This window comes from Arthrobacter sp. B0316-1-20 (assembly GCF_059091865.1).
On the sequence record NZ_JBNHHC010000002.1, the window covers coordinates 1 to 16,785 of the forward strand.

Here is a 16,785-nt window from a genome sequence, read left to right on the forward strand (position 1 = left end):
GTCGTTCGACGAGGCGTCCAGCAGGCTGTTAGCGGTATCGGTATTAGAGGTGCTCGAGGCGACCAAGAGGGATCCTTCCACAGACCTTCAGGCTTGTTTCTGCGCTTCCGCACTGCCGGCACCCCTGGTGAGGTCCGGACACAACCTGGATCCGCTATATGATCCTTGCCCGCCGCACGATCTGCAGTTAAATACAGATAGGGCGTGGCGAAGCCCACCGCTATATGAAGGCCGAAGGTTTTGAGGGAAGACGCAAATACTAAGTGTACGGGACGGCGTCGCGGATTGTCCAGCATGCAGGGCAGGCCGAGTTACCCGCTCCCCCGCCATCGGGATCCGAGCGGCACGCGTTGGGCGAACCGCCATGCGCCGCGCGATGCAAACCACAGCTGACGGCGGTGCAAACGCAGTGCGAAAGGCGTCTTCGCGGTTGTCTTCCCCGGGACAACGCCACCAGCATATACCCCGTTGCCGCTATTTTCCGGCCTTCACTTCAGGCGAGTTCCTCGGTGCGGGTAATCTGTGAAGCAGATCATATCCAGCGCAGCAACCGCCAGCCGCAGTTTCACGGCCTGTTTACGGCCTAATCTGCGACACAGAGAGAGGCACGTACACCATGGCCCAGAACATCAGCAGCCGCGACGACGTGGTCATCCTGGCCGGCGCGCGGACGCCCAATGGACGACTGAACGGCCAGCTGGCATCCTTCACCGCCGTCGAGCTTGGGGGCAAGGCCATCGCTGCCGCACTGGAGCGGGCCGGCGTTGCCGCAGCACAGGTGGACGCGGTCATCATGGGGCACGTCATCCAGGCCGGAGCCGGGCAGAACCCTGCGCGCCAGGCCTCCATTGCCGCGGGCTTGGGCTGGAATGTGCCCACCGTAACGATCAACAAGGTTTGCCTGTCCGGACTGGCTGCCATCACCGACGCCGCCCGGTTGATCCGCTCCGGCGAGGCCCAGGTGGTGGTGGCCGGCGGGCAGGAGTCCATGAGCAACGGCCCGCATCTGCTCCCCGGCTCCCGTCAGGGCTGGACCTACGGCAGCATGACCGCACTGGATTCCACGGCCCACGACGGCCTCACCGACGCCTTCGACCACGAGTCCATGGGCGCCTCCACCGAACGCCGGAACGGCGAGCTGGGTATTGGCCGCGAAGCGCAGGATGAAGTGGCCGCTGCCTCCCACCAGCGGGCCGCGGCCGCGGCGGAAAACGGCGTATTCGACGACGAGATCGTCGTGGTCAAGGTGCCGCAGCGCAAGGGTGCCGATCTGGTGGTGGACCGCGACGAGGGCGTGCGCCCGCAAACCACCGTGGAGAGCTTGGCTCCGCTGCGCCCCGCTTTTGCCAAGGACGGCACCATCACGGCCGGGAATTCATCTCCGCTCTCCGACGGCGCCGCCGCCGTTGTGGTGGCTACCCGCGGTTTCGCGGAGGACAACGGGCTGGACTGGTTGGCCGTCGTCGGCCGGTCCGGGCAGGTGGCCGGACCGGACACCTCGTTGCAGTCCCAGCCCTCCAACGCCATCTCGCAGGCCCTGCAACGGGCCGGCTGGAGCACCGCGGAGTTGGACTTCATCGAAATCAACGAAGCCTTCGGCGCTGTGGCCGTGCAGTCGCTACAGGACCTGGACTACCCGCTGGAGAAGTGCAATATCCACGGCGGCGCCATCGCCCTGGGCCATCCGATCGGCGCATCCGGTGCCCGACTGGCGCTGACGGCCGCGCTTGAGCTGCGCCGGCGCGGAACCGGAAAAGCTGCGGTCTCGCTGTGCGGCGGCGGCGGCCAAGGCGAAGCGCTGCTGCTCTACCGCGACTAGATTCCCACGCTGTACCCTTCGGGACAGCCAGGGAATACCGGCAGGGCGCCGGGACTTGAACCGGACATGAGCAATGAACCCGGTGCCCCTGCCCTGCCGGCTGGCCTGCAACGTTTCCTGGCCGGCGCCGAAGCGCACTCGCTGCCGGTGGAAGTGGCTGAGCGGTCCGGCGCCCGCAGTCTGGCCGAGGCAGCCGAGCTGCTGGGCATCGCCGAAGCGGACATCGTCAAGACCCTGGTGGTCAAGCATAAGGACGGCTCGTTCCTGTTCGCCCTGATTCCCGGGGACCGACAGATCTCCTGGCCCAAGCTCCGCTCGCTGCTGGGAGTCAACAAACTCTCGCTGCCGCACGCCGACGTCGCCTTTGAGGCAACCGGCTACCGGCGCGGCACCATCACCCCGCTGGGCAGCAGCACTGCCTGGCCGGTTTACGCCGACCAGTCCATCCGCGGCCGGCGGATTTCGCTGGGTGCCGGTGAGCATGGCTACTCCGCCTTTGTCGACGCCGATGCGCTCACCTCGGCGCTGGGCGCCACCGTCGCGGACATCTCCGACCCGGCCTGACCCGTCGCCGTCGTGCTTTCGGAAAAGACAAAGCCCCGCTGCCCTGTGGGGGCAGCGGGGCTTTGCAGAAGCTGAAAAAGCTTACTTGAGGGTGACGGTAGCGCCGGCAGCCTCGAGAACTTCCTTGGCCTTGTCGGCAGCTTCCTTGGTGGCGCCTTCGAGGACGGCCTTCGGAGCGCTGTCAACCAGGTCCTTGGCTTCCTTCAGACCCAGCGAGGTCAGGGCACGAACTTCCTTGATCACTGCGATCTTCTTCTCGCCGGCAGCTTCGAGGACGACGTCGAATTCGGTCTGCTCCTCAGCAGCAGCTTCGCCAGCGCCGCCACCGGCGGGGCCTGCAACAGCAACAGCAGCAGCGGTGACCTCGAAGGTCTCCTCGAACAGCTTGACGAACTCGGAGAGCTCGATGATGGTCAGTTCCTTGAAAGCTTCAATGAGCTCTTCGTTGGTGAGCTTCGCCATGGTTGGCGTCCTTCCTGATAGGTGATGCGGCTGGTGTGTCCGCACCAAGAGTGGGGTGGGTGAAGAGTCTTACTGCTCTTCGGCAGCAGCCTCGGCCGGGGCCTCGGTTGCTTCGGCAGCGGGAGCTTCAGCTTCGGCAGCTTCGGCCGGAGCTTCGGCAGCGGCGCCACCGTTCTCCTCCTGCTTGATGCGCAGCGCATCGATGGTGCGGGCCAGCGCGGACATCGGAGCCTTGAGGACTCCGGCGACGCGTGCCAGCTGGTGCTCGCGGGACTCGAGAGCGGCCAGCGCAGCAACAGCGGAAGCGTCCAGGGCCTTGCCCTCGAAGATACCGGTCTTGATGATGAGCTGCGGGTTGGACTTTGCGAAATCCGTCAGGGACTTGGCGGCTGCAACGGCGTCACCCTTGATGAAGGCGATAGCAGTAGGTCCGGCAAGCTGGCCTTCGAACGCGTCGATGCCGGCTTCCTTGGCTGCAATGCCAGTCAGGGTGTTCTTTACGACCGAGAACTTGGTGTCCTGGCCCAGAGAAACACGCAGCTCCTTGAGCTGTGCAACGGTAAGCCCGCGGTATTCGGTTAGGACTGCAGCGCTGGATTCCTTGAAATCGGTGGTGATTTCTTCAACGGCTGCCACCTTTGTTGGCGTTGCCATAACCCTCCTTCCGGGGAATAGTGCCGGTGGTTCGGGTCGCATGCATAAAAAACGCCCCATGCAGATGCACGGGGCTTCGTCCCCTCACTGGCAGTCCAGTGGCGGGGCAATGCTTCGTTCACCTGCGCAGGCCGTCCCGGCACGGGACTTTCGGTTGAAAACATGGAGGATTTCAACGACCGACGGTCTTTGGTTCTTCAAGGTTACGGGATGCTTCGGCCGGACTCCAAATCGGCACCCGGCGCCGGCGCGGCCTGGCCCGCTGCGGTGCGGCCTGGCCCGCTGCATGCTCTGCTGGATGCTCCACCGCCGGCCGTTCAGACGGCGGTGGCCTTCCGTGCTTCGGCGGCCAGTTCCGCCTCGCCGGCTAACGCTGCCTGGCCGGCTGTCCCGCCGTCGAGATCATCCTGCACCTGGCCCACATGGTCCTCCATGGCCCGGCGGGCAGCGTGCTGGTCTCCGCTTGCGACGGCGGCGAGCACCTTGCGGTGCATGGCCAGCGTGCGGGCGCGGACAGTCGGTGCGGCAAATGCCTGGCGCCGCGCGCCGGCCAGCACTCGGCCCATCGGCACGAAGACCGCTGGAAACAGCACATTGCCGGAGGCTTTGAGGATCACCGCGTGAAACAACCGGTCGGCCTCCACAAACGCATCCGCGTCACCGGCCACGTCCGCTGTGGCCATTGATTCCAGTTCCCGGTTCAGCTGTTCCACGTCATGGTCGGTACGGCGGACGGCAGCGAGCTCGGCCGCTCCGGCTTCAACCAGCCGCCGCACTTCCAGCAACTGCCGCGACGCCACAGAATCGCCGGCGCTGGCAGCGGCAGCCCGGACGATGGCCTCGACGGAGGTCCACTGGTCCGGCGGGGTAATAAAGGTGCCGCGGCCACGCTGCACGCTGATCACGTTGATCGCCCGCAGCATGGTGAGGGCTTCCCGAACGGTGAGCCGGCTGACTTGGGACTCTGCGGCGATGTCGGCTTCCGGCGGCAAGGCGTCGCCCGGAGCCAACCGGCCGGCGACGATTTCCTCCAGCAGCTTCTCCGCCACCGTATCCACCAGTGTCCTGTGTTCCATGGGCACGCTCCCGTCACTCCCGGCGCGGATGCCGGTGCGCAGTCATCGTAACTGCGCACCGGGGTTACCGAGAGGTAGCATTACGGCGGCGCGCCACACGGGCATTGTGACGTCACAGACGGCCCGTCGTCTGAGCTACGGGGCGGCGCGCAACTTCTTCTGCCAAGCGGCTTCGTAGCCAACCGGAGCGAAGCCAAGGGCCGCGTTAATGTCCAGCATGTGGCTGTTCTCCGCGGCGTTCCAGGTATACAGCCGACGGCCCTGTGGCCATGCCTCCGCGATGCGCTGCAGGTTCCGGGCCTTGACCCACAGGCCCAACTGGTGGCCGCGGTGGGCACGCAGCACCAAGGTGTCCTCTTGGTACACGACCTCGGGTTGCTCCGGAAACCACTCGAGGACGGTATGCCCCACCAGGTCACCGGTGGGGACGTGCTGGGCTGCCACCACCAGGCTCCGACCGTTCAGGCGTTTCAGGTGCTCTTCCTTGTGGCGCACCCGGACCGCGTCCCAGGCTTCCTCCTCGTAGTCGAGCTCTCCGAGCGGAACGTCGGTGCTCATCCGCTGGCGGAGGGCGGCATAGTGGTGCAGGTATTCCGGCGGGCAGTTGTCTGCCCACTCCACCAGCCGGTAACCGTCGCCGGCCCTGGCCGCGGCCGCCTCCACCTGGTCGGCGAGCCGGCCGGATGGGGCGGGTAGCGGCAGCCGGCCGCACCGCTCCACCTGCTCCAGCCGGAAGTCGCTGGCCGTGGCGAACCGGACGGCAGGCGCTGCCGCGGGAAGTGAGCCGACGCCCGTTCCGGCCTGGACGACGCCAGGACCCTCCAGCGTGAAACCGGCAGGGTGTTCACTCCCGGCCCGCAGGGTGGTCCGCCCGCGGCTGCCGGCAAGTGCTTCGGCTTCGGCCAGCAGCCGCCTGCCAATCCCCCGGCGGCGGTACTCCGGGTGCACGGCCACAAAAACGTAGCCGTTCTCTTCATTGTCCTGCAGCGACAGTTCCAGCAGGGCCCGGCCTACATGCCGGTTGCCGTCCTTGGCCGCCCAGAGATAGGTGACCGCGTAGTCAGTGGCACGGGACCCCTCCAGCCTGGCCGCCGGGCTGACCCAGAAGTCGTTGTTCCCCCATGTGAGGCTGTTGACCAGGTTGGCTAACTCCGCGGACGCGGCAAAGTTTGCACCGGCTGAGCCTTCCAGTGACTGAGGGATCGGCAGCGGCGCGATAGTGATCGATGGGATGGGCATGCCTGCTCCTCGACTGCACACGAGTGATTGAGCCTTACCAATCACCTTACGGCATGGCGCCCGGAGTCCACCAGACCGACGGTCACGCCGCTGGCCCGGGCAACCGGCACCACGCGGACCACGTCCACCGGCACGGGATGGAAGGGTCCGGTGCTCCGGCGTAGGCTGTCCAAACACAGGACCGGCCCGAGGCCGGATGGGAGCCTCCACCAGACCAGCACAGCGGACATAGCGATCGGAGACAGCCATGGCCAGCGACAGCGCTACCGGCACAGTCGTCGTAGGAGTCGACGGCTCCGAAGCCTCCCTCGAGGCCCTGCGCGAGGCTCAACGCCTGGCCGAGCCGCTCGGCGTCGACCTTGAAGCCATCGCCGTCTGGGAGTTTCCGCAGATGTACGACGGCTATACGGTCATGGGAATCGACGGGTTCAAAGAGCGGGCCGGTCAGATCCTGCAGGAATCCGTGGACAAGGCGCTCGGCCCGGACAATAACGTCCGGACCCGCCTGGTGCGGGGCGCCGCCCGGCAGGCACTGATCGAGGCCAGCAAAGGTGCCCGAATGCTGGTGGTCGGTCGCCGCGGGCACGGCCGCTTCGGCGGCTTGCTGATCGGCTCGGTCAGCTCGGCCTGCGTAGCTCACGCACATTGCCCCGTCGTGGTCGTGCACGTTCCGGAAGCCGACAAGACGCACTGAAGCTCTCCGCCGGCACCCGTTGCTCAAGCCGGCAACCGGTGGCTTAAACGGCAATGGCCTCAGCATCGAGCTGCGGCCATTGCCGGTGGACGCCGTTGCCGGCGAACCTGAAGTCCTGACTAGGCCTCCACAGATACCTTGGTCACGTTCGGGTCCACGGCGATGCCGGGGCCGAAGGTGGTGGCGACGGTTGCCTTCGAGATGTAGCGGCCCTTGGAAGCGGACGGCTTCAGGCGCAGCACCTCTTCCAGAGCGGCGGCGTAGTTCTCCACCAGCTTGTTGGCGTCGAAGGACACCTTGCCGATGATGAAGTGGAGGTTGGCGTGCTTGTCGACGCGGAAGTCGATCTTGCCACCCTTGATGTCGTTGACAGCCTTGGCCACATCCGGGGTCACCGTGCCGGTCTTCGGGTTCGGCATCAGGTTACGCGGACCCAGGACCTTGCCCAGGCGGCCGACCTTGCCCATCAGTTCCGGCGTCGCCACGGCGGCGTCGAAGTCGGTCCAGCCGCCCTGGATCTTCTCGATCAGGTCGTCGGAGCCGACGAAGTCGGCGCCAGCGGCGATTGCGGCCTCAGCCTTGTCGCCGGTGGCGAAGACCAGCACGCGGGCGGTCTTGCCGGTGCCGTGCGGCAGGTTGACCGTGCCGCGGACCATCTGGTCAGCCTTACGCGGGTCAACGCTGAGGCGGAAAGCCACCTCAACGGTCGCGTCGAACTTCGACGGGTTGGTCTCCTTGGCCAGGGTGATTGCCTCGATCGGGGCGTAAACCTTGTCCGCCTCGATCTTGGCTACAGCTGCCTCATATGCTTTGCTGCGCTTTGCCATCTGCTTTTTCTCCTTGTGCAGTTGTGGTCTGCGGACCGCGCTCGGCCCTGCCACAACGACGGCGGTGTTCCCACCTTTGGCGAGCCATGTCGCCGTCGTTCTTTGAATTGTCTTGGTGAAGGCCTTGCTGGACGTCTGTCCTGGCGGCCTCCGCATTGAGGGTGCTTAGCCCTCCGACAGTGCTCGATTGTCGAGCAGCTGCGGTGCTTGCTTCCGGCGAGTGCCTCGTTCCTCGGCCCTCACCGTGCGCGAGCTCCTCGCTACTCGACCTCGATGCCCATGGAGCGGGCGGTGCCGGCGATGATCTTGGCAGCAGCCTTGATGTCGTTGGCGTTGAGGTCATCCATCTTGGTGCTGGCGATCTCGTCGACCTGTGCCTGGGTCAGCTTGGCAACCTTGTTGGTGTGCGGGGTAGCCGAACCCTTCTGCACGCCTGCGGCCTTCTTGATCAGCTCGGCTGCCGGCGGGGTCTTGGTGATGAAGGTGAAGGAGCGGTCTTCGTAGACCGTGATTTCAACCGGGATCACGTTTCCGCGCTGGGATTCCGTCGCAGCGTTGTACGCCTTACAGAATTCCATGATGTTGACACCGTGCTGACCAAGTGCCGGACCGATCGGCGGTGCCGGGTTGGCGGCGCCTGCCTGGATCTGCAGCTTGATGAGGCCGGTGACCTTTTTCTTGGGGGCCATATCGGGTCCTTCTCTCACATTACGTACCGCGGCACAGGAGCGTGCCTGCGGTGGTTGGCCGCCATGGCGTGGCGGCCGCCCGCGCGGGTCCGGACAAAGCGGGTCCGTATCCGCACGAAGTTTTGGGTTACTGGATCTTGGTGACCTGGCTGAACGAGAGCGTTACCGGGGTTTCGCGCTCGAAGATGGTCACCAGCACCACCAGCTGCTGGGATTCCGGCTTGATCTCGGAGATCGTCGCGGGCAGGGTTTCGAACGGCCCGTCGTTGACGGTAACCGACTCGCCGACCTCGAAGTTGACGGTGATCGGCGTGCTCGAGGCTGCTGCCTTGCCAGCTGCCTTGCCACCGGCCTCCGCCTTGGTGCCGGTGATGGTGTGCTCCAGCATGGAAGCAACTTCCTTGAGGCTCAGCGGCACCGGGTTGTGGGCGTTGCCCACGAAGCCGGTCACGCCCGGCGTGTGGCGGACGGCGCCCCAGGAAGCGTCTGTCAGGTCCATCCGGACCAGCACGTAGCCGGGAATGCGCACGCGCTTGACCAGCTTGCGCGTGGTGTTCTTGATCTCCACGACCTCTTCCATGGGGACCTGGATTTCGTAGATGAAATCCTCCATGTTCAGGGTCTGGATACGCGTTTCCAGGTTGACCTTCACGCGGTTTTCGTAGCCGGCGTAGGAGTGGATGACGTACCAGTCGCCGGGCTGGCGGCGCAGCTTGGCGCGGAACGCTTCCAGCGCTTCCTCTTCGGTCTGCTCGACCTCTTCTGCTGCTTCTTCGGTCTGCTCGGCCTCTTCTGCTGCCTCTTCGGCAGCGGCGGCTTCGGTCATGCCTGCCTCGGCAGCGGCTTCGGCTGCCCCGTCGAGAACCGGAGCGTCTTCGGCGGCCTGGTCAAGCTCGCTGGCCAGATCGGTACCGGCAGTTTCTGCGGCTTCAACGCCAGAAGCCGACACCTCGTCGGTGTCGGTCTCGGTAACCTGCTCGTCTGCTTCCAGCTCCACGTTCTCTTCGGAGTTCTGGGCTTCGAGTTCCTGGTCGGACACTTGGCTTCCTGCTTTCTTCTTCAGCTCACTTGGCTCGCGCCGGCTTTCCGCCGCCGTCGTCATCCATCCGTACGGCTGCCGCATACGCGGGCGTTACTGTTCGGGTATGCCGTCTCCGAAGACGAAGAACGCGGCCTGGCCGAAAACCAGATCCAGCACCGTAACGAGCAGCATCATGATGGCCACGAAAGCGATCACCACCAGCGTGTAGTTCACCAGTTCCCGGCGGGTCGGCGTGACGACCTTTTTGAGTTCTGCGATGGTCTGGCGGACAAACAAAATGATCCGGGCGAAGAAACCGCGCTTGTCGGTCTTTCGTCCGGTGGGGCGCCCCTTGGGACTATTGGCAGCCGTATCGGTCAACCTGGCCTCACTCATTCTGTCCGGTGTCCGGCCCCGGACGGCCTCGGCCGGCCTGAACCACTGCTTCGTGCTGGGATGCTGAACTGCTGCAGTCATATCTGCGACGGTTCTGCGCAGGGCAGACAGGACTCGAACCTGCAACCTGCGGTTTTGGAGACCGCTGCGCTACCAATTGCGCCACTACCCTATGGAGCCGAATACCGCCTGATGGTCCCGCCGGGCGGGCATGGAACATCATGGCGTTTTCAACACCGGAGATCTAGTTTACGCCAGCGATGCGCCGACGTCGAACCGGAGCCCGTTCGCCGCCCGGAAAGGCGACTGATCCATTATGCAACATTTCCGCCGGCCCCTTGACCACCCTGGGCTCCCGGGGACTCCCGGGCGGCGAAGGCTTGGCGTGCGCCCGGCCGCGGTGCATGGCCAGACAGGACATGGCCGACGGCCTGCACCTAGACTATGGAACAGTCCTACTCGCTACTGAAGACGGGAATCCCATGCCTGCCAACGCCCGCGTCTCCCGGCGCATCGCGTCCATCGCCGAATCCGCCACCCTCGCCGTCGACGCCAAGGCCAAGGCGCTGAAGGCAGCCGGACGTCCGGTGATCGGTTTCGGGGCGGGCGAGCCGGATTTCCCCACCCCCGAGTACATCGTTGAGGCCGCCATCGAAGCCGCCCGGCAGCCGCGTTTCCACCGCTACTCCCCCGCCGGCGGGCTGCCGGAGCTGAAGCAGGCGATCGCTGAGAAGACGCTGCGTGACTCCGGTTACCAGGTGGACCCGTCCCAAGTGCTGGTGACCAACGGCGGCAAGCAGGCCGTCTACGAATCGTTCGCCACCTTGCTGGATCCGGGCGACGAGGTCCTGGTTCCCACGCCGTTCTGGACCACCTACCCGGAGGCCATCCGGCTGGCCGGCGGCGTTCCGGTGGAAGTATTCGCCGGACCGGAGCAGGGCTACCTGGTTACCATCGACCAACTCGAAGCGGCACTGACCGAAAACACCAAGGTGCTGCTGTTTGTCTCCCCGTCGAACCCGACCGGCGCGGTCTACGCGCCGGAACAGGTGGCAGAGATCGGCCGCTGGGCTGCCGCCAAGGGCCTGTGGGTGATCACCGACGAGATCTACGAGCACCTCACCTACGACGGCATGCCGTTCACCTCCATCGCCACCGCTGCACCGGAACTGGGCGACAAGGTGGTCATCCTGAACGGCGTCGCCAAGACCTACGCAATGACCGGCTGGCGCGTGGGCTGGATGATCGGCCCGAACGACGTGGTCAAGGCCGCCACCAACATGCAGTCGCACGCCACCTCCAATGTGGCGAATGTGTCCCAAATGGCCGCGCTGGCCGCCGTGTCCGGACCGCTGACCGCGGTGGACGAGATGAAGGTCGCCTTCGACCGGCGCCGCAAGGCCATGGTCGACGGCCTGAACGCCATCGACGGCGTGGAATGCCCGACGCCGAAGGGCGCGTTCTATGCCTACGCCGATGTCCGCGGGCTGCTGGGCAAGGAATTTACGACGGCGGACGGCACCATCCGTCCGGCGACCTCCGCCGAGCTGGCCGCCCTGATCCTCGATCAGGTCGAGGTCGCCGTCGTCCCCGGCGAGGCGTTTGGGCCCTCCGGCTTCGTGCGGCTGTCTTACGCCCTCGGCGACGACGATCTCGCCACCGGCGTCGGCCGACTGCAGGAGTTCCTGGCCACGGCCAAGTAGTCCTCCGAGGTTTTGGGGCCGGGCGGCCTGCGGGGCTCTGTCCCTGGCCGCCCTGGCCACCCTGTTTCCGATGCTTCACTATCCCGCCCGTGCAGCTACCTCAGCACGGGCGGCGAAGTAGCGGCCGACCGGCCGCAAGACGGACTCCGGATCATCGAGAATGTCCCTGGCAGGCAGCACTAACAGATCGCGGCCGAGCAACGTCAGTTCGTTCCAGCGGCGTCGGTCCTCGATGAATGACACCTCGTCGGAGTGATAGGCCTTGCCGTCGATTTCCAGCAGCAAGCGGTCCTCAACTTCCAGATCGATCCTGCCGACGCCTTCGATCCCGCTGACAAACCACGTTGTAGCCAGACGAACGCAGTACGTGGCGGGCCAGCGTTTCCGGAACTGACATGGATGCCGGATCCAAGGCATCGATAACCTCGTCGGCCCGCTTGCTCCCCCGGCCACGACTGAGCCGGCGAACGCCCTCAACCGTTACCTTTCCTTGGACCACGGCAGACTCCACGACGACGAGCGCTTCTCTTTGTGGGAGGCAACTCAGGACCTGCCGGAGGCAAAGGTCCATCGGAACGACTGAGCCGTGTGATTCCCGTGTCCGATGCACCCTGCCGAAGCGCGGCTTGGCAACGGTGCGCGGAGCACTCAGATGGATCCCGCGGAGCGGCCTGTGCACCCACAAGCCGTGAAAGGCCGCAGCGCTGAAACACCCGACGGAGGCACCGATCGCCTTGGCTTGTGCGAATTCGGCGACCACATCAGGAACAGCGTAAAGGCCAAAACGGATCCGGTGGACGGTCCCAGCGTCCACGGCTTCCTTCAATTTTCGCGCCGCCACACCTGCGTCCCGCAGCCGACCCCAACGTGCAATTCCGCCTTGCTCCCGCAGAGCCATCACCGGATCCATGGCACTAGCCTGCTAGGCGGGGCGTAGTTGCGGCGGCACTCGCCGGAAAGTGTGGATAACTACTGGATTGACTACTGGATCATCGGCTTGCTCAGTGCAGCGGGACTACGGTGCGTGCGACGTGTACGGGATACGCCACATTGCTTGCTCAACCAACCGGACCTTTCCGCATCTGCGGATCACATGCGCACTCTACTGCGCAGGTGCGGCAATGTGGTGCTGTCCACCAGGGCAATGTGGCGTATAACGTACATCGCCCCGACGAGACGGCGGGGAGCTCAGGGCGGAGCAGCAATGAGGGAGTACACCTAGCAGACGCACGCCCCGGCAGAAGCGCGCGGCCGGCAGCGAGCTGGCCCACGGGTCGCACGCTCCGGCAGGAGGCGCCGCCGGCAGCCCTACAGGATCCGGCGGTCGACGGCCCAGCGGGTCAGCTCGTGCCGGGAGGAGAGCTGCAGCTTACGCAGCACGGACGAGACGTGGGTTTCGACGGTCTTGATGGAGATGAACAGCTCCTTGGCCACTTCCTTGTACTGGTAGCCGCGGGCGATCAGCCGCATGACTTCCAGTTCGCGGGCGGAGAGCTTGTCCAGTTCGTCGTCGACGTTGGCCACCGCTGCCGTGCCGAAGGCGTCCAGCACGAATCCGGCCAGTCGCGGCGAGAAGGCAGCGTCTCCGCCGGCCACGCGCTGGACGGCGTCGGAAATTTCCGCCCCGGAGACGGTCTTGGTGACGTAACCGCGGGCGCCCGCCCGGATCACCGTGACCACGTCTTCCGCGGAATCGGAAACGCTCAGGGCCAGGAACTTGGTCTCACCGAGAAGGGCCGCGCAGCCCGCAACCACCTCGGCGCCGCCGCCGCCCCGGCCGCCGGGCAGGTGCACGTCCAGCAGTACTACGGCGGGCCGCTGCTCATGGATGGCCGCAATCGCCTCCTCCACGGTCGCCGCCTCGGCGACAACCTCGATCCGCTCGTCCAGATCGGTTTTGAGGCCGGAGCGGAAGATGGCATGGTCGTCCACAACGACCACGCGGATGGGTTCGGTCACGATGCGGTTCCTTCCTGAGGATGGTCCAAGCTGAGGTGCACTTCGGTGCCGCTGCCGGTGTTGCGGATTTGGGCCTGTCCGCCGTGGCGTTCCATCCGGCCCATTAACGATTCGCGCACGCCCATCCGGTCAGGCGGCACGGACGCCAGTTCAAACCCGGGACCGCGGTCGCGGACAAAGACTTCGCTGCGCCCCGGTGTGCACTCAACATAGACGGAGATGCCGCCGCCCGCATGTTTAGCCGCGTTCTGCACCGCTTCCCGGGTGGCATGGACCAAGACCTCATGCCGGTCGGTCATCTCGGCATCACCGACAGCCACCACTTCCACCGGGTGCCCGTAGGCATCTTCGATTTCCGCGGCCACTGCCTTCACCCGGTCCACCAGCTTGCCTTCTTCCTGGCGCTTGTCCCGGTACAGCCATTCCCGCAGTTCGCGCTCCTGCGCGCGGGCCAATCGGGTGACGTCCTGCTCCGACCCGGCACGGTTCTGGATCAGCGCGAGCGTCTGCAGCACGGAATCATGCAGGTGCGCGGCGATTTCGGCCCGTTCGGTTTCCCGGATGCGGCCGGAACGCTCGGTCTCCAGATCGCGCCAGTACTTCAGCACCCACGGCGCCAGGACCAGCAGGACCCCTGCCAGCACGGCCAGCGAAGCAAACAAGGTGGGCCACATGGCCTCCCAAGTGATCGACCCGGACACCATGGTGACGATGCCGGCCACCACCAGGACAAGCCCGGCCAGCAACCGCACGGCACCCTGCGCGCCGGTGGCACCCGCGCGGTCCATCAGTCCGCTGCGCCGGGAATCGTCCAGCTGCATCCAGGCAATCACCGCCCCGGCCGCAATGGCGAGGACGGGGAGCCAGGTTCCCCACGGCAGGTTGATGCCTGCGAGCTGTGCGACGACGGCGCCGCCCGCCAGTACCAGGGCCGCGCCGATCAGAATTTCCTTGCCGCCGCGCTGCAGCAGCCGCGGCGTGCCGGCGCCTCCGGCGTTCCCGGCCGGTGGTCCGGGTTGCGGGAGCGGCCAGCCGCCGGGCCCCGCTTTGTTGCCGTCCCGGACGGTGCCGTCCCGGCCGGCGCCAGATGCGCCGAATCCCCGGGCAAAGTTGTCCGCGATGTCGCGCGGGTTGAAGGCGCGGTCGGCGGCCATGGCTTGATCGGCGGTGGTAGGCACCAGCAGCCAGAGCCAAACGTAGAGCAGCACCCCCGCACCGCCGGCGAGCGCCAGGGCAGCCATGCCCACCCGGACGATTCCAACCGAGACGTTCAGGTGCCGGGCCAGGCCCGCGCACACGCCCGCGATGATGCGGTCCTCGGTCGACCGGATGAGTGGTTCTCGCATGGGTTAATCCAAGCATGCGCCGCAGCCCCCGACCTACCATCGGGCGCGAATTCAGGGGAACCCCGGCTGGGCGGTCAGGGAAGGGTCAGGGTGGCACCCCATAGAGGAAGGGTGCCGCCAGTTGGAATGATCTAACTATGACCTCACACGCACCGACCCCGAATGACGGCACCGACCGTCCAGGCGAACCGGACCAGCAGCCGGCCGCACCCGAATCCACTCCCGAGCCCGCCCCGGCGTCCACGTCCGGCGAGCCGGAGATCGTCGAAGCAGACGCCGCCGAACCGGCGACCGCGGCAGCCGACGCCGCCGAGCCCGACGCCGCCGAGCCCGACTCTGCTCCGGCTGCTGCTACGCACCCCGACGACGCTGCGCGCTACGACGACGCAGAGCCCGTAGAAACACCGCGGCCCGACGATGCTTCCCGCGACGACCGTGGGACCAACCCCACCGAACCTCTTGCCTCGGTAACCTACCCCACCACGCCGATCGGCCCCAGCTACACCGGAGGGCCGGCTGGCTCCGGCCACACCGGCGGATCGGGCTTTGACGGCGGCAACGGGGGGTTTCCGCCGCTCCCACCGTCGGGCGCTGCCGGTGCTTTCCCTCCCCCGCCGCCCGGCGCGCCGGTTCCGCCGCCGAGCAATCCGTTTTTTAGCTGGTTTCGCAACCTCGGCATCCCCCGCGGGCAGGACCGCTGGATCGGCGGCGTCGCTTCCGGCATCGGGCACCGGATCGGGTTGGACCCGATCCTGGTCCGCGGGCTGTTCATCCTGCTGGCCGTCTTCGGCATCGGCGTGCTGCTTTATGGCATCGCGTGGGCGCTGCTGCCCGAGCCGGACGGCCGCATCCATGCCGAAGAAGCAGGACGCAGCAGCTGGACGGCCGGCATGACCGGCGCGGTGATCTTCACCGTGCTGGGCGTGTTCAGCCGGCCCTTCGGTTGGTTCACCAACGATTGGGGCTGGGGCTTCGGCGGTTTCGTCTGGGCTGCCATCTGGGTTGGCGCCGTGGCGTGCTTTGTCTACTGGCTCGCCACCCGCAACAAGGACGGTGCCCCCGCCGGTACAGCGCAGCACGGGACCGGGGCGTTCCCGCCCGCACCCTCTGCCTCCGGGCCAGGTACCTCCGCCTTTACCAATGCAACCGGCACCGCCGCCTCCACCGCGTCGGCCCCGGGCAGTCACTCCGGTCAGTCCCACTCCCCCGGCTCCAGCTTCGGTTCGACCTCCAGCTACGGTTCGACGCCGGCCGCCGGCACCGAATACGGCGCCGGCAGCGGATATGGCCACGCAACCGCCGGCGGATACCAAGGCCCGCCCCGTCCGACGTACCCGCAGCCGCGCCCGTACCCGCAGCCTGCACCGTTGCCGCCGAAGCGTGCACCCCGCGGCCCCTCGGGCGCAGCCATCGCGCTGACCTTGGGCGCCGCCATGCTGGCCGCCGGCACCGTGCTGGGACTGAACGCACTGGAATTCGTTGAGCTAGGCCTGAACGTTGTCCCCGTCGCCATTGCCTCTGCGCTGATTGTGATCGGCATCGGCGTCGTCGTCACCGGTGCCATGGGCCGCACCTCCGGAATCCTCGGGTTCCTGGCCGCCGTTGGACTGGTGCTGTCGCTGGTTTTCTCTGCCGGAATGCAGTGGACGGCGTCCAACTTCGCCATCGCCTCCAACCGCACCTGGACCTCGACCGCGGCTCCGGCTGCGGGCAACGGCTACAGCGTGGTGGCCGGCAACGGCACCGTGGACCTGCGCGGCCTGTCCGGCTCCCGCGTCGGCGGCCCCGCCGTCGTCCCGGTCAACGCCGTCGCCGCGTCCGTCACCGTCATCATTCCTGACGACGTGCCGGTCAAGGTCGAAACACAGATGGCGCTGGGCAACGTCGAATACGCCACCCCCGCAGACAGCGGACGGCAGTCAGGCGTCTGGCAGCCCGGAACCTACATCATCAACGACGACGGCGGTGTGCCGCAGATCGTCCTGTCCGTCAGAGGCGCGGTCAGTAGCGTCGACATCCTGACCGTTAGCGAACTGGAGCAGAACCAATGAGCACTGAACTGAATCACGACGACGACCGCCGGCCCCGCGTGGGCACCATCGTCTGGGGACTGATTGCCATGGCCGTCGGCCTGCTGGTGCTGGCCGGATCCTGGTGGAACATCAGCTTCAACTGGGCCTACGTGATGATTGCCTTGCTGATCGGGTCCGGCATCGCCCTGGTGGTGGCCGGCGTGCTGAGCGCCACCCGCAACCGCGGCCGGTAGCCTGGGCCCGCGACAATCCCCGGCTGCCGATTCCGGCCCCTGGCCGGCGGTCCGCCCCAAGGCAGCCGCC

17 protein-coding genes and 1 tRNA gene are annotated in these 16,785 nt (G+C 66.4%); 6 read left to right on the top strand and 12 right to left on the bottom strand.

All coding sequences use genetic code 11. The features are described 5' to 3' along the window. The first annotated feature begins 616 nt into the window (after positions 1–616). Both AC5RW2_RS02970 and AC5RW2_RS02975 read left to right on the top strand, forming a co-directional pair. Positions 617–1,819 (top strand): acetyl-CoA C-acetyltransferase, encoded by a 1,203-nt coding sequence (locus AC5RW2_RS02970; RefSeq protein ID WP_493963129.1) that lies wholly within the window; start codon positions 617–619, stop codon positions 1,817–1,819. Between the two features lie 66 nt (positions 1,820–1,885). Then, positions 1,886–2,383 carry an aminoacyl-tRNA deacylase gene (locus AC5RW2_RS02975; RefSeq protein ID WP_493963130.1) on the top strand — a complete coding sequence of 166 codons (498 nt, stop codon included), beginning with the start codon at positions 1,886–1,888 and terminating at the stop codon, positions 2,381–2,383. Between the two features lie 81 nt (positions 2,384–2,464). On the opposite strand, the gene rplL is transcribed toward AC5RW2_RS02975, so the two are convergent. The 4 genes from rplL to AC5RW2_RS02995 form a co-directional block, all read right to left on the bottom strand. After that, positions 2,465–2,845, bottom strand: a complete 381-nt coding sequence (gene rplL / locus AC5RW2_RS02980; RefSeq protein WP_493963131.1) for a 50S ribosomal protein L7/L12 — start codon at positions 2,843–2,845, stop codon at positions 2,465–2,467. Between the two features lie 69 nt (positions 2,846–2,914). Further along, positions 2,915–3,499, bottom strand: a complete 585-nt coding sequence (rplJ, locus tag AC5RW2_RS02985; protein WP_493940560.1) for a 50S ribosomal protein L10 — start codon at positions 3,497–3,499, stop codon at positions 2,915–2,917. A gap of 317 nt (positions 3,500–3,816) precedes the next feature. Next, positions 3,817–4,575, bottom strand: coding sequence for a FadR/GntR family transcriptional regulator (locus AC5RW2_RS02990; RefSeq protein ID WP_493963132.1), 759 nt, complete (start codon positions 4,573–4,575; stop codon positions 3,817–3,819). A gap of 135 nt (positions 4,576–4,710) precedes the next feature. Then, complete coding sequence (locus AC5RW2_RS02995) at positions 4,711–5,814, bottom strand: GNAT family N-acetyltransferase (RefSeq protein ID WP_493963133.1); 1,104 nt, start codon at positions 5,812–5,814, stop codon at positions 4,711–4,713. Between the two features lie 247 nt (positions 5,815–6,061). Between AC5RW2_RS02995 and AC5RW2_RS03000 the strand changes: the two genes are divergently transcribed. Further along, on the top strand, positions 6,062–6,508 hold the full coding sequence (locus AC5RW2_RS03000) for a universal stress protein (RefSeq protein WP_493963134.1): 447 nt from the start codon (positions 6,062–6,064) through the stop codon (positions 6,506–6,508). A 119-nt stretch (positions 6,509–6,627) separates the two neighbouring features. On the opposite strand, the gene rplA is transcribed toward AC5RW2_RS03000, so the two are convergent. The 5 genes from rplA to AC5RW2_RS03025 form a co-directional block, all read right to left on the bottom strand. Then, positions 6,628–7,335: a 50S ribosomal protein L1 gene (rplA, locus tag AC5RW2_RS03005; RefSeq protein WP_493940564.1), complete on the bottom strand. Its 708-nt coding sequence runs from the start codon at positions 7,333–7,335 to the stop codon at positions 6,628–6,630. Between the two features lie 260 nt (positions 7,336–7,595). Beyond that, positions 7,596–8,024: a 50S ribosomal protein L11 gene (gene rplK / locus AC5RW2_RS03010; protein ID WP_136784957.1), complete on the bottom strand. Its 429-nt coding sequence runs from the start codon at positions 8,022–8,024 to the stop codon at positions 7,596–7,598. Between the two features lie 127 nt (positions 8,025–8,151). Continuing rightward, on the bottom strand, positions 8,152–9,063 hold the full coding sequence (nusG, locus tag AC5RW2_RS03015; protein ID WP_493963135.1) for a transcription termination/antitermination protein NusG: 912 nt from the start codon (positions 9,061–9,063) through the stop codon (positions 8,152–8,154). A 93-nt stretch (positions 9,064–9,156) separates the two neighbouring features. Beyond that, entirely contained in the window at positions 9,157–9,441 is a 285-nt protein-coding gene (secE, locus tag AC5RW2_RS03020) for a preprotein translocase subunit SecE (protein ID WP_493940585.1), read from the bottom strand. Between the two features lie 99 nt (positions 9,442–9,540). Further along, positions 9,541–9,613: transfer RNA gene (locus tag AC5RW2_RS03025), tRNA-Trp, on the bottom strand. 310 nt (positions 9,614–9,923) lie between these two features. On the opposite strand from AC5RW2_RS03025, the gene AC5RW2_RS03030 reads away from it, so the two are divergent. Beyond that, positions 9,924–11,144, top strand: a complete 1,221-nt coding sequence (locus tag AC5RW2_RS03030; protein WP_493949442.1) for a pyridoxal phosphate-dependent aminotransferase — start codon at positions 9,924–9,926, stop codon at positions 11,142–11,144. Positions 11,145–11,222: 78 nt separating this feature from the next. Here the strand turns inward: AC5RW2_RS03030 and AC5RW2_RS03035 are convergent, their stop codons facing one another. The 3 genes from AC5RW2_RS03035 to AC5RW2_RS03045 all read right to left on the bottom strand — a co-directional run bounded on the left by AC5RW2_RS03035 (position 11,223) and on the right by AC5RW2_RS03045 (position 14,449). After that, a complete protein-coding gene (locus AC5RW2_RS03035) occupies positions 11,223–11,429 on the bottom strand; it encodes a putative endonuclease domain-containing protein (RefSeq protein WP_494073688.1) in 207 nt (68 codons plus the stop codon). Between the two features lie 1,023 nt (positions 11,430–12,452). Beyond that, the gene (locus AC5RW2_RS03040) at positions 12,453–13,103 is read right to left on the bottom strand and encodes a LuxR C-terminal-related transcriptional regulator (protein WP_493963137.1); all 651 of its coding nucleotides are present in this window, start codon (positions 13,101–13,103) and stop codon (positions 12,453–12,455) included. Further along, a complete protein-coding gene (locus AC5RW2_RS03045) occupies positions 13,100–14,449 on the bottom strand; it encodes an ATP-binding protein (protein WP_493963138.1) in 1,350 nt (449 codons plus the stop codon). Before AC5RW2_RS03045 ends, AC5RW2_RS03040 begins: the two co-directional genes overlap by 4 nt. Positions 14,450–14,586: 137 nt before the next feature. On the opposite strand from AC5RW2_RS03045, the gene AC5RW2_RS03050 reads away from it, so the two are divergent. Then, positions 14,587–16,500 (top strand): PspC domain-containing protein, encoded by a 1,914-nt coding sequence (locus tag AC5RW2_RS03050; protein WP_493963139.1) that lies wholly within the window; start codon positions 14,587–14,589, stop codon positions 16,498–16,500. Further along, positions 16,497–16,715, top strand: a complete 219-nt coding sequence (locus AC5RW2_RS03055; protein WP_493963140.1) for a hypothetical protein — start codon at positions 16,497–16,499, stop codon at positions 16,713–16,715. Before AC5RW2_RS03050 ends, AC5RW2_RS03055 begins: the two co-directional genes overlap by 4 nt. Positions 16,716–16,785: the final 70 nt, after the last annotated feature.

Bases quoted from the DNA above. Each gene is read 5' to 3' on its own strand.
- AC5RW2_RS02970 (WP_493963129.1), top strand. From the start codon at position 617: ATGGCCCAGAACATCAGCAGCCGCGACGACGTGGTCATCCTGGCCGGC.
- AC5RW2_RS02975 (WP_493963130.1), top strand. From the start codon at position 1,886: ATGAGCAATGAACCCGGTGCCCCTGCCCTGCCGGCTGGCCTGCAACGT.
- rplL (WP_493963131.1), bottom strand. From the start codon at position 2,845: ATGGCGAAGCTCACCAACGAAGAGCTCATTGAAGCTTTCAAGGAACTG.
- rplJ (WP_493940560.1), bottom strand. From the start codon at position 3,499: ATGGCAACGCCAACAAAGGTGGCAGCCGTTGAAGAAATCACCACCGAT.
- AC5RW2_RS02990 (WP_493963132.1), bottom strand. From the start codon at position 4,575: ATGGAACACAGGACACTGGTGGATACGGTGGCGGAGAAGCTGCTGGAG.
- AC5RW2_RS02995 (WP_493963133.1), bottom strand. From the start codon at position 5,814: ATGCCCATCCCATCGATCACTATCGCGCCGCTGCCGATCCCTCAGTCA.
- AC5RW2_RS03000 (WP_493963134.1), top strand. From the start codon at position 6,062: ATGGCCAGCGACAGCGCTACCGGCACAGTCGTCGTAGGAGTCGACGGC.
- rplA (WP_493940564.1), bottom strand. From the start codon at position 7,335: ATGGCAAAGCGCAGCAAAGCATATGAGGCAGCTGTAGCCAAGATCGAG.
- rplK (WP_136784957.1), bottom strand. From the start codon at position 8,024: ATGGCCCCCAAGAAAAAGGTCACCGGCCTCATCAAGCTGCAGATCCAG.
- secE (WP_493940585.1), bottom strand. From the start codon at position 9,441: ATGAGTGAGGCCAGGTTGACCGATACGGCTGCCAATAGTCCCAAGGGG.
- AC5RW2_RS03030 (WP_493949442.1), top strand. From the start codon at position 9,924: ATGCCTGCCAACGCCCGCGTCTCCCGGCGCATCGCGTCCATCGCCGAA.
- AC5RW2_RS03045 (WP_493963138.1), bottom strand. From the start codon at position 14,449: ATGCGAGAACCACTCATCCGGTCGACCGAGGACCGCATCATCGCGGGC.
- AC5RW2_RS03050 (WP_493963139.1), top strand. From the start codon at position 14,587: ATGACCTCACACGCACCGACCCCGAATGACGGCACCGACCGTCCAGGC.
- AC5RW2_RS03055 (WP_493963140.1), top strand. From the start codon at position 16,497: ATGAGCACTGAACTGAATCACGACGACGACCGCCGGCCCCGCGTGGGC.